The 14,709-nt window shown below is 68.7% G+C and carries 14 protein-coding genes, 1 tRNA gene and 1 pseudogene; 12 read left to right on the top strand and 4 right to left on the bottom strand.

The genetic code is table 11. The features are described from left to right. The first annotated feature begins 91 nt into the window (after positions 1–91). From GLX30_RS17810 to GLX30_RS17785, 6 genes are all read left to right on the top strand, one after another. Positions 92–1,249, top strand: coding sequence for an XRE family transcriptional regulator (locus GLX30_RS17810; RefSeq protein ID WP_244258201.1), 1,158 nt, complete (start codon positions 92–94; stop codon positions 1,247–1,249). Between the two features lie 73 nt (positions 1,250–1,322). Continuing rightward, positions 1,323–1,853, top strand: coding sequence for a hypothetical protein (locus GLX30_RS17805; RefSeq protein WP_159689786.1), 531 nt, complete (start codon positions 1,323–1,325; stop codon positions 1,851–1,853). Next, positions 1,850–2,398 (top strand): pentapeptide repeat-containing protein, encoded by a 549-nt coding sequence (locus GLX30_RS17800; RefSeq protein WP_159689781.1) that lies wholly within the window; start codon positions 1,850–1,852, stop codon positions 2,396–2,398. The genes GLX30_RS17805 and GLX30_RS17800 overlap by 4 nt, the downstream gene beginning before the upstream one ends. 739 nt (positions 2,399–3,137) lie before the next feature. After that, complete coding sequence (locus tag GLX30_RS17795) at positions 3,138–3,452, top strand: hypothetical protein (RefSeq protein ID WP_244258200.1); 315 nt, start codon at positions 3,138–3,140, stop codon at positions 3,450–3,452. Between the two features lie 313 nt (positions 3,453–3,765). Then, complete coding sequence (locus GLX30_RS35300; RefSeq protein WP_003958712.1) at positions 3,766–3,900, top strand: DLW-39 family protein; 135 nt, start codon at positions 3,766–3,768, stop codon at positions 3,898–3,900. Between the two features lie 445 nt (positions 3,901–4,345). After that, positions 4,346–5,755, top strand: a complete 1,410-nt coding sequence (locus GLX30_RS17785) for a hypothetical protein (RefSeq protein ID WP_159689778.1) — start codon at positions 4,346–4,348, stop codon at positions 5,753–5,755. 169 nt (positions 5,756–5,924) lie between these two features. Here the strand turns inward: GLX30_RS17785 and GLX30_RS17780 are convergent, their stop codons facing one another. Further along, entirely contained in the window at positions 5,925–7,250 is a 1,326-nt protein-coding gene (locus GLX30_RS17780; RefSeq protein WP_159689775.1) for a serine/threonine-protein kinase, read from the bottom strand. Positions 7,251–7,299: 49 nt separating this feature from the next. Further along, a complete protein-coding gene (locus tag GLX30_RS17775) occupies positions 7,300–7,848 on the bottom strand; it encodes a DNA-binding protein (protein WP_159689773.1) in 549 nt (182 codons plus the stop codon). 188 nt (positions 7,849–8,036) lie between these two features. On the opposite strand from GLX30_RS17775, the gene GLX30_RS17770 reads away from it, so the two are divergent. After that, positions 8,037–8,109, top strand: a tRNA-Ala gene (locus tag GLX30_RS17770). 1,072 nt (positions 8,110–9,181) lie between these two features. Then, positions 9,182–9,583: pseudogene (locus GLX30_RS35295) on the top strand (DUF6344 domain-containing protein); the annotation flags it as partial. Positions 9,584–10,037: 454 nt separating this feature from the next. Here GLX30_RS35295 and GLX30_RS17760 read toward each other — a convergent pair. Then, positions 10,038–10,715, bottom strand: coding sequence for a DUF5324 family protein (locus GLX30_RS17760; protein ID WP_159689770.1), 678 nt, complete (start codon positions 10,713–10,715; stop codon positions 10,038–10,040). Between the two features lie 275 nt (positions 10,716–10,990). On the opposite strand from GLX30_RS17760, the gene GLX30_RS17755 reads away from it, so the two are divergent. Both GLX30_RS17755 and GLX30_RS17750 read left to right on the top strand, forming a co-directional pair. Further along, on the top strand, positions 10,991–11,518 hold the full coding sequence (locus GLX30_RS17755) for a peptidylprolyl isomerase (protein WP_159689765.1): 528 nt from the start codon (positions 10,991–10,993) through the stop codon (positions 11,516–11,518). A gap of 100 nt (positions 11,519–11,618) precedes the next feature. Then, positions 11,619–12,518: a rhomboid family intramembrane serine protease gene (locus GLX30_RS17750; protein ID WP_159689761.1), complete on the top strand. Its 900-nt coding sequence runs from the start codon at positions 11,619–11,621 to the stop codon at positions 12,516–12,518. Positions 12,519–12,790: 272 nt separating this feature from the next. On the opposite strand, the gene crgA is transcribed toward GLX30_RS17750, so the two are convergent. After that, entirely contained in the window at positions 12,791–13,048 is a 258-nt protein-coding gene (gene crgA / locus GLX30_RS17745) for a cell division protein CrgA (protein WP_159689758.1), read from the bottom strand. A 140-nt stretch (positions 13,049–13,188) separates the two neighbouring features. On the opposite strand from crgA, the gene GLX30_RS17740 reads away from it, so the two are divergent. Both GLX30_RS17740 and GLX30_RS17735 read left to right on the top strand, forming a co-directional pair. Next, positions 13,189–13,956 carry a DUF881 domain-containing protein gene (locus tag GLX30_RS17740; RefSeq protein WP_159689753.1) on the top strand — a complete coding sequence of 256 codons (768 nt, stop codon included), beginning with the start codon at positions 13,189–13,191 and terminating at the stop codon, positions 13,954–13,956. 33 nt (positions 13,957–13,989) lie between these two features. Beyond that, positions 13,990–14,688, top strand: coding sequence for a class E sortase (locus GLX30_RS17735; protein WP_159689750.1), 699 nt, complete (start codon positions 13,990–13,992; stop codon positions 14,686–14,688). The last annotated feature ends 21 nt before the right edge of the window (positions 14,689–14,709 follow it).

Raw genomic sequence — 14,709 nt, 5'->3', positions numbered from 1 at the left:
GACGGGAGGGCAGCACATGAGCGACGAACGGCCGGCATGGGCGCGACGGATCGCTTCAGAGCGAGAAGCCCGACAGTGGTCACAAGCCGAAGTGGTTGCCGCCCTGCGCGCCCATGCACCGAAGCCGCTGCCCGAGGGCTCGAGCATGGTCCGCCAGTGGAAGCGTTGGGAGTCCGGCGAGGTCATGCCGAGCGACTTCTACCAGCCGATCATCGCGGCTACCTTTGGCACCGTCACCCACGCGATCTTCCCGGTAGCCGGGCAGCGGGACGGGAACGCCGAGATCGTCGCCGCCAGCGGCATGGAGACGCTGGACATCATCAGCAGGCTTCAGGCGTCCGACGTCGACAACGCCACGCTTGATGCTCTCCGGATCACCACCGACCGGCTGTGCTCCGAGTATCCGTATCTGCCGAGCGGGCAGCTCGCCGCCGAGGGCAGGCAGTGGCTCAAGCGGGTTGCAGCGCTCCAGTCCCAGCGGCTCACGCTCGCGCAGCACCGCGAAGTGCTCAGCTTGTCCGGCTGGCTGGCTCTCCTGATCGGATGCGTCGAGTACGACATGGGCGACCGGGCGGCAGCTGAGAGCACGCGGAAGGCAGCCCTGTCTTTAGCTCGTGAGTCCGGGAACGCGGAGATCTCCGGTTGGGCGCACGAGATGCGCGCCTGGTTCGCCCTTACTACCGGTGACTACCGCGGAATCCTCGCGGCGTCCCAGGCCGGGACGGAGTCGGCTCCCTCGCATGGCGTGGCGGTGCAGCTCGCCGCACAGGAGGCGAAGGGCTGGGCGAGGCTGGGTGACCGGCGACAGACCGAGGTGGCGTTGGACCGGGGGCGCAAGCTCCTCGAGGGGATGCCGTACCCCGAGAACCTGGATCACCACTTTGTGGTGGACCCGGCGAAGTTCGACTTCTACGCGATGGACTGCTACCGGCTGCTCGGAGAGGACCGGTTCGCCGAGAACCTTGCACACGAGGTGATCCGGGCGGGCACCGACTTCGACGGGTCCGAGCGATCACCGATGCGCATGGCGGAGGCACGGATCACTCTCGGAGTGGTCGCAGCCAGGCAGGGCGACTTGGACCAGGCCGTGAACTACGGCGAGTGGGCACTGAAGGGCGACCGGCAGTCCCTGCCGTCCCTGCTCATGGTCAGCCGCGAACTGGCAGCCATCGTCAACCGGGACTTCGCCAGCGAGGCGACGGGCCGGGAGTACCTGGATCATCTGACCGCGCTCAGTCGCACCAGCTAGGGCGTCTTGTGGTCGTGGTCTTCCTGGAGTAGTCGAGGTTGCTGACGCTCAGGGCGCGGGATGCGATAAGCAGGTGACTGGGAAACTGGGTGCCGATGGACTTCGCCGCATCGCTCGTCGGCGTCGTGTCCGCCGCCGACGGCACTTCGGCCGCTCGGCAGCGCCCAGATCCGAGGGCAGGGACCAGACACAATGGGTCACTCTGATCGCGATCAGCTTGCCGGGGCTCGCCGCTCTGGGCGCGCTGCTGTTCACCTGGATGCAGGTCGGACAGGCCAGCAAGGAGCTACGGATCTCCGAGCACGGGCAGATCACCAGCAGGTTCAATGCCGCCATCAACAATCTGGGATCAGATTCCCTAGATGTCCGACTGGGCGGCATTTACGCCCTGCAGCGCATCATGCAAGACTCCGCCCGCGACCATCCCGCGGTCGTCTCCGTACTGGCCGCCTTCGCACAGCGGCACGCCGGCTCGAGCACAAAGAGCCTGAAAGAGCCGATCAAGAGCGCCTACACACACGCAGTAAGGGCCGATGTCCGGGCAGCGATCGCAACGCTGGCTAGACGCCGCCCCGACCGCGACAGGGGACGGTCATCGAGTTGAGCGCAACCGATTTACGTGGCCTTCACTTCACCGACAAGGCCCCTCTCAACCTTCCTGGGGTGGACTTGTACGAGGCGGATCTCCGCTACGCCAGCCTGAATGGCGCGGACCTTCGCAAGGCCCTCTTGGCCTACGTGAACCTGGAGGAGGCCGAGCTCGACAAGGCCAACCTCAGCGGTGCGGATCTGATGGGAGCAAGACTCGCCTTCACGTTTCTCGTGGGCGCGAACCTTCGTGGAGCAGGCATGACGTGTGGGGGCTTCGATATCGACCCGGAGACCGGTGAGGTAGTCGAGGAATCACATTGCGTGAACCTGCAGTCCGCCTACCTGGAGGGTGCGGATCTGCGAAACGCCAAGATGAGGAAGGTCGATCTTCGTGACGCGATCTTGTACAAGGCGGATCTTCGTGGCGCGGACCTGACCAACGCGGACCTCACAAACGCGGACCTGACGGACGCGGACTTCCGCGGCGCCAAGCTGACCGGCGCGAAGCTGAAGGGTGCAGAGCGGACCGGCGCGCGTGGGCTGCCGCAGAAGGGCTAGGCCTGTTACAGGTTTCTCTACCTCGATCAAGGCGGCTCGCTCCGCTCGCCGCGCGCGGCCCCGGCTCCAGCGCCGGGCCCCGACGCTCCTGTCTCCGCCCCGCTCCGGGCCCCGGCTCCGCCGGCCGCGCGGCTAGCGCGAGCACACCTGATGCCGTGGACGGTAGCCGCTGTGGCTGGGCCCGGTCGGCTCCACGGCTTTAGGCAGCCACCATGGGGCGAGCCTCGAAGATCGGGGCCCACATCGGGCCTTAACGGGCAGGTCCACAGACTGCCCGATTTCGCTGACCAGCGTACGGGCCCCGATCTCTCGCCCCATGGCAGCTCCCGCCCAAAGCCGCTCCACCGACCTCAGGGGTCAGCGCCCCACGTCCCTCTGCCACACTGACGCCGAGCCGCCGAAGCGCGGTTCAAGGGGGTGGGTCGTGGGAGCGGCGTTCGCGGTCATGGCGCTGGGTGCGCTGGTCGTAGTGATCACGCTTGCACTGGTGAGCTCCGTACTCGGAATCCATGCGCTGTTGCTCGGACGAATGCCTGGCTCTTGGCTACAGCGGCACGTCAGGCGGCCGAGGGTGTGGGGAGCCGGTGCCCTGTTGGTCGTAGGCGGCGCATTCTGGTCTCCGACTGTCGCCGTCATTGGCGTGTGACTCGTCGCTATCGGTCACGTGAGGACGCCGGCCGCCTGACCAGTTGGTCGCTGCGCCACGTAGGCCCGGCAAACAGTCGCGTACCTTGACCGCGTGAATGAGGAACCGGTGGTCATCAAGCTCACGCACGACCAAGCGTTCGTGCTGTCGGACTGGCTCTACGAAGTGATGATGAAGTCCGACGAGCTCGATGCGATCGTCCCGGACCGCGCCGTCTGGTCAGGTATCTACGCGATCTCCGGCACCCTGGAGAAGTCGCTCACTGAAATCTTCATGCCTGACTATGGCAGGCGTCTGGAGCAGGCGCGGCAGCGTTTGCTCAACGCCATGGGTGGCGACGAGAGCGAGGAAATAGAGGCGACCGAAGGCGTGTCAAGAGAGCCGTCTGGCGATGACATCAGCGGCTGACACCAACACGGTCGATCACCAGCGAATCCCGCCGGACTCACGCCGGAGGTGGGCCCAGCACCGGCCGGGATTAGCCGTGGTGCGCGATGCCCACGGACCGACCTGATAAGGATGAGGCCACAGGTTCAAATCCTGTTAGCCCCACAGTGACGACAGGCCCGGCGGAGATTCTCCGCCGGGCCTGTCGCTTTGTGTACGGCGTCAGTTGGTGTGCTGCCGGTGCCGCCGGGCGTAGGTCACCGATCGGTATCGGTCGGTGTGTATAGTCGGGCGCCAGAAGTCCTCATACGTCAAGGAAAGACGAGGTCGCGCGGTGAAGAAGCTTCTCCTGGTCGCACTGGCCGCCATCGGCGGGCTCCTCGTGTACCGCCAGATCCAGGCGGATCGCGCCGAGCAGGATCTGTGGACGGAGGCGACCGACTCCGTGCCCGCAGGTTCGGGTGTGTGAGACGCAGCGTTTCTTGGACATGAGCCCCGGTCGCCGTAGCGGCCGGGGCTCTGTGCTGCCCGGGATGCGGGTGCGGCTGTCCGGGGGAGTCACCGATCGTCAGCGACCGTGACGGGACCCTGTGGATTTCGCTTCCGTGAATCAATTGTTTGCGATGGCGAACCGACGGGCCGTTCCCGGTGGCGTCGACACGCCGCCCGTCCGTCGAGCAGAGGGCCGTACGGAGGCGCCGGTGCTCGAGGTGGCGGACAACGGGGGACGATTCGCCCGCGCGCACAGACAGCGGGGCGGAGTCCGGGCAGGATGGGCCGGGGCACGGTCGCGTGGTGCCGGGCGCGGTGCGTCCAGGCTCCCGGCCGTGGTGTCGTTCCTGGTGCGGCGAGGAGCACGACGGCCACAGACCTGTCCGGCTATCGGCGGACTCATCGACCACAAGGAGAAGCGCGTGAAGAGGCAGCGCGGCAGGGCCCGGGTGGCGCTGGCCGGGGCGGCGGCGTTGTGCGCGGTGGCGGCGCTGCCGGGGCAGTCGTGGGCGGCGGGCCGGCCGAGCCCCTACGTCTTCGACGCCGAGGCCAAGCCGGTGAAGGGCACCCCCGTCAACATCAACGGCCCGGAACTGGCAGCCGGTTCGGCGTACAAGGACTCGATCAAGCCGGGTGAGAAGCGCTACTACCGCGTCAACCTGGACGCCCGGTCCAACGCCTATGTGTCGGCGGTCGCGGTGCCCCGGCTGGGCACCAAGGTCACCTACGCGGATCAGCTCGAGGTGTCCATAGAGGACGGCTCGGGCACCGAGTGCAGCGACGGCGAGGCCCGGTTCGGAACCGCCGCCTACGCCCGGCCGGTGGCCGACTACGCGAGCCGCAGGATCGAGAAGGGCAACAGCAGCTGTCAGGCGGCAGGGGCGTACTACGTGCTGCTGGAGCGGGACTCGGACGCCGCGTCCACGGCCGAACCGTGGGACGTGGAACTCCGCTTCGCCTCCGAACCGGCGCTGAAGTCCGCCGGCCCCACCGCGGCTCCCGAGAACTGGCCGTCCGCCTCGCCCGCGGCACCGGCCGGGGGTCCGCAGAAGCGTCACGGGGGCACGAGCTTCCACGACTCCACCGGCCTCAAGCAGGGCGAATGGCAGGACAGCATCAAGCCCGGTGAGACCCTCTTCTACCGGGTGCCGGTCGACTGGGGGCAGCAGATCTTCGCCGGCGCCGACCTGGCCAACAGCCCGAGCGGGGATGCGGCGAAAAGCGTCGGCAACGCCCTGGTGCTCGCCCTGTACAACCCGGCGAGGGGCTTCGTCGACGACGAGTCGGGCATGTACTACGACGGCAAGCAGAAGTCGGTCTCGCTGGACCCGCTGCCTCCCGTGGCCCACGAGAACCGCTACGACTCCGACAGCGCCACCAGCGCCATGCGGTTCGCCGGCTGGTACTACCTCTCGGTCACGCTCAGCCCGGAGATCGAGGAGGCGTACGGCGGCAACGCCGTCCCGCTGACCCTGCGCGTGAACGTCACGGGAAAGGCGACGGCGGCACCCGCGTACGCCGGGCCGGCCGGTGACTTCCGCGTCACGGAGGACGACCAGGCGGCCGCGGAGAGCGGTGCGAGCGCGCAGGAAGCGGCCAAGAGCGACACGATGATGCTCGTCGCGACCGCCGGGATCGGAGCGGGGACCGTGCTGGTGCTCGGCCTCGCAATCTGGACGCTGCTGGCACGGCGCCGGACGCCCGAGGACGTTGCACCCGCCGCTTTCTCCGTGCCGGGCCAGGGCGGCCCGCAGGGGCCCGTTCAGGGAGTGGGGCACGGACCCGCCCAGGGCTACGGGTACGGGCAGTACGGGCCTCCGCCGGGGCAGTAGCCTCCCGCCGGCCGGACGGTCGTCCCGGCCTGCGGCGACCGTTGGCGGAGGCGGCACGGCTTTCCTTGCCGGCGAGCGCTGCCACGGCATACGGTCCCGGCCCGACGACCGCCGGGCAGGGAGTACGGCTCCTGCCCGGCGACCGGTGCGCAGGAACCATGGCGCGGACTCAGACCTGGGTCAGCGCCCAGATCCCCACCACGAAGCACAGCACGGCGACGAGCAGCACCGGGACCGCGACCTTCGGGGGCGGTCCCGGGCGCTTTCCGGAGCCCGCCGGTGGAACCTGCGGGCCGTGAGCGGTGTAAGCACGGGTAGAGGGACCGCCGTACGACGTCGCCGGCGGCTGATGAGGGGAGACGGCATGCGCGGTGACAGCATCGGCTGCTTGCACCTGGACGGGGGTGCCCGGAGCCGCACCGACGGGACCAGGGACCGCGGTCGGGACGATTGCGGGCGGGGCCGCGGCGGGGAAGGCGGGAGGTGTGTGCCGCCCGCCGGTGTGCGGCAGCGGGGAAGGCTGCTGTGGTGGCGGCGCCAGATGGAAGCTGCCCGTCTCCGAAGGGGGAGAAGGCGGCTGCACGGCCGTGCTCCGGTCGGCTGCCCCCTGCGGCGTCTGTGGCCCGGTCGGTCCGAAACCCGGGGGCAGCGGACCGAGTTGGTCGAAGATCTCGACGGGCTCCTCGCCCGGCGGCGGCTCGGGGAGCAGGTCCACAGCAGCAGTGAGAGCCTTGCGCGCCCCCGTGGCGGTACGGAACCGCGCCTGCGGATCGGGCTGGAGCAACCCTGCCAGCACCTGCCAGAGCGGCTCCGGAATGCCCTGGGGAGCGCTCGGTGTGCCGTGGGCGGCGTAGTGCTCGACCAGGGCCTGGGAGTCGGGTTTGCGGCCCTGCAGCAGATAGAGGCCGACCAGGCCCACCGCGAACAGGTCGGCGGTGAAGTCGGGCTCCGCGCCGAGCATCTGCTCCGGCGCGAAGTAACCCGGCGTGCCCACCACATAGTTGGTCTCGGTAAGCCGGGGCTCGCCCTTGCGCATCGAAATCCCGAAGTCGGAGACCCGCAGATGGGGCCGTCCCTTCCCTGTCGCCTCCATCAGGATGTTCGCCGGCTTGATGTCGCGGTGCACGACACCCTCCGCGTGGACCGCGGCGAGACCGGACAGCAACTGGTCGAGGAGGGTGCAGACGAAGCGCGGCGGCAGCGGCCCGTAGTCACCGATGACATGGGCCAGCGAACCGCCGCTGACCAGGTCCATGGTGAACAGCACCTTGTCGTCGTCCGCGGCCCAGCTGGCCGGAGCGAGCACATGGGGATGGTCGATGCGCATCGCCTGCTCCCGCACGAAGCGGAGCAGTGTGTGCGCATCGCTCTGCTGGAGAACCTTCGCCGCCACATAGCGGCGACGACGGTGGTCCCAGGCACGCCAGACGGCGCCGACACCACCGCGCCCGATCGGATCGATCAGTTCGTACCGACCAGCGAAGACCTCACCCATTGTGCTGCGCCAGCTCCCCGTTCCTCATGGAGGCGACTGCCCGCCTCGTTCAGCTCTGGTGCGACTCGAAGTGCGAGACCGCGTCGGCAGTGCGCCCGGCGCCGTACACCCGTAGGAACTCTGCCAGCTCCGGGTGGGTGGGGGCGAGTGAGTCCGCCGCATCGATGATGTCCCCCGCCGCTGCGACGGAGCGCAGCAAAGACTGGATCTCACGCACCACGCGACGGACCGTCGGCGCCCCCGAGCCGCTGGTCGACGGGTTGGTGCTGGTGAGGACCGATCCGCCCTGCGACTTCTTGATCTCGTCCATCCGCGCGGTCGCCTCCACGGCACTCACACTGCCGTCGGCCACCTGTCCTGCCAATTCCTGCAGTGCTTGGACACGTTGGACCACGGCCGGGTTTCCGATCTTCGCCCGCTGGCCGCTCATCAGCTGGGAAAGCATCGGAGCCGAGAGACCGAGGACGCCGGCGAGTCGTGCCTGGTTGAGCCCCAGGTCGTCGATCAGGCGACGGAAGAGAGCACCGAGGGGCTCCCCGTACCAGCTGCGCTGCAGTTCCCTGGCTCTTGCGGTCGTTTCCTGCTGCGCTGCGTCCATTGCGTCTCCCCATCGCTTCCCCAAGCGGCTTCGCTGCTGCGAACCTTGTGCTGCATCTTACGGAGCGTGGTCGGTGACGGGGAGTCCCGGCCGAACCCCGATATTTTTGCAGGATCACGGGGGTGACCCGGTACTCTTGTGCACGACGGTTGCCGGGGCACGGTTGTCCACGGCCCTTCCGTCGTTCCGGGGCCTTAGCTCAGTTGGTAGAGCGCTGTCTTTGCATGGCAGATGTCAGGGGTTCGACTCCCCTAGGCTCCACAGCAGGAAGAGGTCCCCCGACCGCGGAAGCCGGTCGGGGGACCTCTTCGTGGTTTCTGGAGGCGCTCTCACCAGGACCCGACGCGATCGGTCGCCGAGCCCTGAGGCGCTCCCCTCCCCGAGACCACCGTCTACTCCGGGGCCACCGCGCCCGTTCGCCATGAGGCGTCCGCTGATCCTTTTCTCGGCACCCTCACCCTCGTCGCCCGGGCGGCGGACGGGCTGGAGCCTGGCCTCGCAGTGGCGGTCCGGGCGGCTGCCCGACCACCCGCCGCCGCGGACCCACGGCCGGGACCGGACTCGCCTTGCTCTGCCTGCCTGACGGCTTGCAACTCTTGATGCAGTTTCCGCAGCCGTACGTCGATCAGGTGGTCGACGGCCGTGGCGGGTCCGTCGTGGAAAGGGGCGGGCCGCCTTGACCGTCCGTGGATCTCAGCAGACGCAGATCGCACAGCCGGCCCCGGCGGCCGCGGCGGACTCGAGCGAGGTGGGGAACTGGAGACGGACGTCGTCCGCGGAGGTGTCGGGACTACGCAGGAAGTACCGGTGGAGCGGCTCTTCCAGTGCGGAAGATCCCCAGGACGGACAGATCGTTGGCGGTCGCATCGTGCCCTCCGGTTTTCTGCCGGCGCGCCTGGTCAGGTGGCGTGCGCGGCGTGGGGGCTGATCGTCATGGGAGAGCACAGTAGGCCAGCAGCCCCCTAGCGGCGCGACCCGCGTCTGTCGAATCGGGCCCCGGCGCTTCTTCCTGTTCCCCTGCTGCCTCCTGAAGGGGGATCAGTCCGGCGTGAGAACGGCGGAATCGCTCCCGCACCGGCCTGCGTACAACAGGCCGGTGCGGGCTTCTGTATACGCGCTGACCTGCGCGATTGCCGGGTGGCGTGAGAGGGGGGAAGCCCCTGGACGGCCTCGGGCGGGTGCGCAACTCGGCGGCTGTTTCCCGGCGGGCTGGGCCATCCGAGTGGTGTTCATCAGAAGAACTGCGCAGTGGCGGCGTCGCTCCCCCACTTCTCGGAATGCGTACACATCATGAGGAAGGTATGTAAAGCGCTCAACCCGAAAGCGAGGGGTCATGGCCACCTTCAAGGTCAGGAATCTGTGGAACGCGTTCCTCACCGCGTTCTTTGCTCTGCTTGCCTCGGTGGGGCTCACCACCGCCACCGCGACCGCCGCCACGGCACAGCCGGCCGCGCAGTCCCCGGAGCCGGTCGACGCGGCCCGTCCGAAGGCGCTGCGCGCGACGGTTCCGGCTCAGACCAGGCGACAGGTCACATGGCCGGCGCCGACGGTGCGCGACCGGTCGCTGCCGCCCACGATGAAGCAGCGCATCAGCGCCGAGGCGCACGGGTCGTCCCCCGCTGTGCGGCATCTGTCAGGGCTCGACACGAGCGGCGCACATCCGGTCGCACCCTACGCAGGAACGTTCGGCGACCCCACGTCTCGCGGTGTCTCCTCGGCAGCCTCCCCGGTCCCCGCGGTGCCGCACCCCACAGCTTCCGCCCCCGCAGCCGCGGCACGCTCTGCCGCCCCCTCCGGTGACGGCCCGTCGATGAGCACCGCAACAGGCACCGACGCTCAGGCCGAAAGCCGGACCGCTCCTTCGGCCGCCACCCCGGCCGCCCCGCCCGCGGACTCCCCGGCCGGCGTCTCCAAGGGCTCTCCTGCGGCAGCTCGGGCCGGTGCCTCCGACGGCTCTTCCGTCGCCGGTGCGTCCGCGGCCTCCGCCGCGCCCGAAACCGTCACCCACCGCGCCCTTTCGGCCGTCCCCGCCGGCTCCCCGTCGGACGCCCCCGAAGACTCCGCGGTCGTCCTCACGGCCGATTTCGCGGCAGCGCGCGGTGACCAGGGCGACGGCCCCGCCCTCCTCGCAGCATGAGGCGCCGGGAGCGTTCTCCACTCCCGGCGCCTGACGTAAGGCGGACAAGCCGTCAGCGGCGGTCCTCGTCGCCCGCCTCGGCCTCGTCCTGCTTCACCTGGACATCAGGGTCCAGTCCGGCCTGGGTGCTGCCGTCGACCGACGTCAGCGGAGCACCGGCGGAAACCTCCGTCGCAGCGGGCGGTTCCACCAGCCAGTCGGGATTGGCCTGCTTGTCCCACCACTTCCATGCGGCGAAAGCTCCGCCGGCCAGTACGCCGAGGACCGCGAGGCCCTTTGCGAGACGACCGGCCTTCGACCGTCGCTCGTGCTTCCTCACAAGCTTCTTGATCTCCTTGGCCGTGACCTGACCGCGCAGCGCGGCCAGAGCAGCAGCCGAACGGGCCGTAGCCTCCTCACGAACGGGCTGAGCCACGGCCATCGCGTGCTCGACACGCGGGACGGTGTAGTCGGCCGCCTGACGGGCGGCCCTCCTGGCCTGTACCGCGGCGCGGCGCGCGGCCACATCGACTTTCGGCGGTACGTGTGGTGCGACACGACTGCCGTACTGAACTCGGGCCGCTGTAGCGGCCTGCGAAACCTTCGGCGCGAGCCGTACGCGGGCCTCATGCGCATAATGCGCGGCCTGGTCCTTGGCCGTGCCGGCGTAAGGCGCCACCACGTCCGCGGCGTGCAGCACGCTGTCCTTCGCCGTACCGGTCGCGGCGCGCACGCTGTCCATGCGGGTCACGGGATCCTCCTCCTCGGTGGCGTTCTGAGGGTGACCGGGGTTGTCCCCAGTTGGGGTACAGTCCCGCCTTTCCACCCGATTGAAAATCATGCCCGTTGAACGCCGCCCCGGCATGCGGGGCGGGCATCCGGGTCATGCCGGGAGCTTGTGGACGACGATGCCACGGTTCCACCCAAAGCGCGCCGCTCGGGCAACGACCCGGCGGCCTTTCTCCGTGAGCGGCTCTTCCGTGCAAGGATCGGGAGACGTCAGAGAAGACTTACGGAAGGCAGATCGTGGCCGAGCAGCTTTACGCCACCCTGAAGACCAACCAAGGCGACATCGAGATCCGGCTTCTGCCGAACCACGCGCCCAAGACGGTCAAGAACTTCGTCGAGCTCGCGCAGGGCAAGAGGGAGTGGGTCAACCCGGCGACCGGCAAGAAGTCCACGGACAGGCTGTACGACGGCACGGTCTTCCACCGCGTGATCAGCGGCTTCATGATCCAGGGCGGCGACCCGCTGGGCAACGGCACCGGCGGCCCGGGCTACGAGTTCGAGGACGAGTTCCACCCGGACCTGGCCTTCGACAAGCCGTACCTGCTGGCCATGGCCAACGCCGGCCCGGGGACCAACGGTTCCCAGTTCTTCATCACCGTGGCCCCGACGGCGTGGCTGACGCGCAAGCACACCATTTTCGGCGAGGTCAGCACCGACGCAGGCAAGAAGGTCGTCGACGCGATCGTGGGCGCGCAGACGAACCCGCGCACCGACCGGCCCGTCAACGACGTCGTGATCGAGTCCGTCGTCGTCGAGACGCGCTGAGCCCGCCGCAGGCGGTTTTCCCCAGGGGAACCTTTGCGCCCCGTCCATCCGTAAGGATGGGCGGGGCGACGTCGTGAGCCCAGATTGGTGAGGTGATCCCATGGACCAGGCGCCAGGCGGTCCGCAGGAGCCGGGGGACGCCCACGGCCTCCGCAGCTGCTACCGCCACCCCGGCCGCGAGACGGGCATCACGTGCACCCGCTGCGAGCGGCCCATCTGCACGGACTGCATGGTCGACGCATCTGTGGGGTTCCACTGCCCGGAGTGCGTCCGCACCGGTTCCGGTACCGGTCACCATCCGAACGCGACCCGGCCGCGGACCATCGCCGGTGGTGCGATCGCGGCAGACCCACGGTTGATGACCAAGATCATCCTGGCCCTCAACATCGCCATGTTCGGCCTGGCGCTCGGGCTCGAGGACCGGTTCGTCAACCGGTTCACGATGATCGGCTATGCGTACGATCCGCGTCTCGCGGAGGTCGTGGGGGTCGCGGACGGCGAGTGGTACCGCCTGGCCACCGCGATGTTCCTCCATGAGCAGGCGTGGCACATCTTCTTCAACATGCTGCTGCTGTGGTGGCTGGGCGGTCCGCTGGAGGAGGCGCTCGGGCGGGTACGGTACCTCGCGCTCTATCTGATTTCGGGCCTGGCCGGCAGCGCCTTCACGTATCTGATCGAGATGCCGGCACAGGGGTCGCTGGGCGCCTCCGGCGCGATCTACGGCCTGCTCGGCGCCACTGTGGTGCTGATGCGCAGGCTGCGGCAGGACCTGCGTCCGATCATGGTGCTCATCGCGATCAACCTGGTCATCACGTTCTTCTGGGCGGGCATCGCCTGGCAGGCGCACATCGGCGGCCTGATCGCCGGAGTCGTGATCGCGTACGGCTTGGTGCACGCACCGCAGGGAAAGCGCCGCAACGCGGTGCAGTTCGCCGTCTGTGCGGCGGTCGTTCTCCTGAGCGTCGTCGCCGTGGTGGCCAGGACCGCCGTCATCACATGACCTGACAGCAACGGGAGTGGAGCTTTCCCCAGAGTTGTCCACAGCGTGTGGCGAATCTTGTGCATCGTGTGTGGAACAAGCGTGCCCCTTGCTCCTGACCTGGGTTTTTCCAGGAGAGGCAAGGGGCTGAACGCTTCACCGGCCTAGCCGCCGCAGTCACATCGGCGTCAACGGGCCGAGAGTTATCCACAGATCTTCTGACCTTTTCCCCGGCCTGTGGAAAACAGTGTGGACAACTGGGACCCGGCCCGTGTGCACGGGCTGCGGAGCAGCTACTTCCACTGGGTCGAGACGCCGAACCCCGCGGCGATGAAGCCGAAGCCGGCGACGATGTTCCAGTTGCCGAAGCTCTTGATCGGAAGGTCGCCCTCGGTCACGTAGAACAGGACGATCCAAGCGAGTCCGATCAGGAACAGGGCGAGCATCACCGGCGCGACCCAACTGCGGTTGGTGAGCTTGATGGTCGCCGCCTGCTTCGCGGCCGGAGGCGGCGTGAAGTCGGCCTTCTTGCGGATACGTGACTTCGGCACGAGGGACTCTCCTGTCGATGCGCTGCGTTACCGCGCAGGGAACTGTGGCTGGCGCCGGGGCCGGAGCCAGGGGGGCCACTGCCGCCCCCGGGCGTCCGTTAGCGTAGTGCTTCCGCGGTGCCGAAGGAGATAAGGGTACGTTGAGCAATTCTGCCGACTCCCCGCAAGGCCCCGTTCGCCGCTCGAGGTGGCGACCGGTCCGGCTGCTGACGGCTGCCGTTTTCGCCCTCGCGGGGCTGATCTTCGTGACCAGCTTCAACACCGCCAAGGGTACGGACCTGCGCACAGACGACTCCTTGTTGAGGCTCTCCGACCTCATCAAGCAGCGCAGCGAGAAGAACGGCGACCTCGAGGAGTCCACATCGGCCGTGCGCGGCGACGTGGACGCCCTCGCGCAGCGCGACGACGGCTCCACAGAGGCCGAGGACGCGAGGCTGGCGGCGCTGGAGAAGTCAGCGGGCACCGAGCCCCTCAAGGGCAGTGCTCTGACCGTCACCCTCGACGACGCCCCGCCGGACGCCCGGGCCGCGCCCGGATACCCCGAGCCGCAGGCCAACGATCTGGTCATCCACCAGCAGGACCTTCAGGCCGTCGTCAACGCCCTGTGGCAGGGCGGCGCCAAGGGCATCCGCGTCATGGACCAGCGGCTGATCTCGACCAGCGCCGTGCGCTGCGTGGGCAACACCCTGATCCTCCAGGGCCGGGTCTACTCACCGCCCTACAAGGTCACCGCTGTCGGTGATCAGGACGTGCTCAAGAAGGCACTCGCCGACTCTCCCGCGATCCAGAACTACCAGCTGTACGTGGAGGCCTACGGCCTCGGCTGGAAGGTCGACGAGAACGAGACGGTGACTCTCCCCGGCTACTCCGGCACAGTGGATCTGCACTACGCGGAACCCGTCGGATAAGCCTGCCAGTGGCGCTTGGGGGAGCCGGTGTCGATGTCGGTGCGTGCGCTCATCCGGACCTTCAGTGAGCTGTGCATCACCATCGGCGCCTTGATCGTGCTGTTCGTCGTCCATCTGCTGTTCTGGACCGGGATCGAGGCCGACAGAGCCACGGCCGGCGAGATCGGCAGGCTGCGGGCCGACTGGGCGGCGAAGGCGCCGGAGCCCGGCAGCGCCCCCGCACCCGGGCCCACGACCGCGGTGTACGAACCGGGTGAGCCCTTCGCGGTCATGTACATCCCGCGGTTCGGCGAGGACTGGGACCGGCCCGTCCTCCAGGGCACGGAGCTTGGGGCGCTCAAGAAGGGGCTCGGGCACTACGCCTCCACGGGCACGCTCGGAGCCACGGGCAACTTCGCGGTCGCGGGCCACCGCCGTACGTACGGAGACCCGTTCAAGGATTTTCCGGAGCTGCGACCCGGTGACGAAGTGGTGCTCACGGACGGTACGACCTGGTTCACCTACCGCATCGCGAACAGGCCCCACCGGACCGTCCCCGGCGACATAGGCGTGATCGAGCCGGTGCCGCGCCCGTTGAGGCGTGAGGCGGTCCCCTTCGACGAGCCAGGGCGCTATCTGACGCTCACCACCTGCGAGCCCGAATGGGGCAGCAGCCACCGTCTCGTCGTCTGGGCGCACCTCGATGCGACCCACCCTGTGACCGACGGCAAGCCACCGGCTTTGCGCAGCTGACCCACGGGCCTCTGCGGCCCT

It is taken from the genome of Streptomyces sp. Tu 2975 (assembly GCF_009832925.1).
In the GTDB taxonomy this organism is placed as follows: Bacteria; Actinomycetota; Actinomycetes; order Streptomycetales; family Streptomycetaceae; genus Streptomyces.
The sequence above is the reverse complement of the archived record's forward strand: the minus strand, read 5'-3'. Positions and strand labels throughout refer to the sequence as shown.

What these genes read in the sequence shown, in the direction of transcription:
- GLX30_RS17775 (WP_159689773.1), bottom strand. Translation starts at nt 7,848, where the DNA reads ATGGACGCAGCGCAGCAGGAAACGACCGCAAGAGCCAGGGAACTGCAG.
- GLX30_RS17735 (WP_159689750.1), top strand. Translation starts at nt 13,990, where the DNA reads ATGTCGGTGCGTGCGCTCATCCGGACCTTCAGTGAGCTGTGCATCACC.
- GLX30_RS17750 (WP_159689761.1), top strand. Translation starts at nt 11,619, where the DNA reads ATGGACCAGGCGCCAGGCGGTCCGCAGGAGCCGGGGGACGCCCACGGC.
- GLX30_RS17780 (WP_159689775.1), bottom strand. Translation starts at nt 7,250, where the DNA reads ATGGGTGAGGTCTTCGCTGGTCGGTACGAACTGATCGATCCGATCGGG.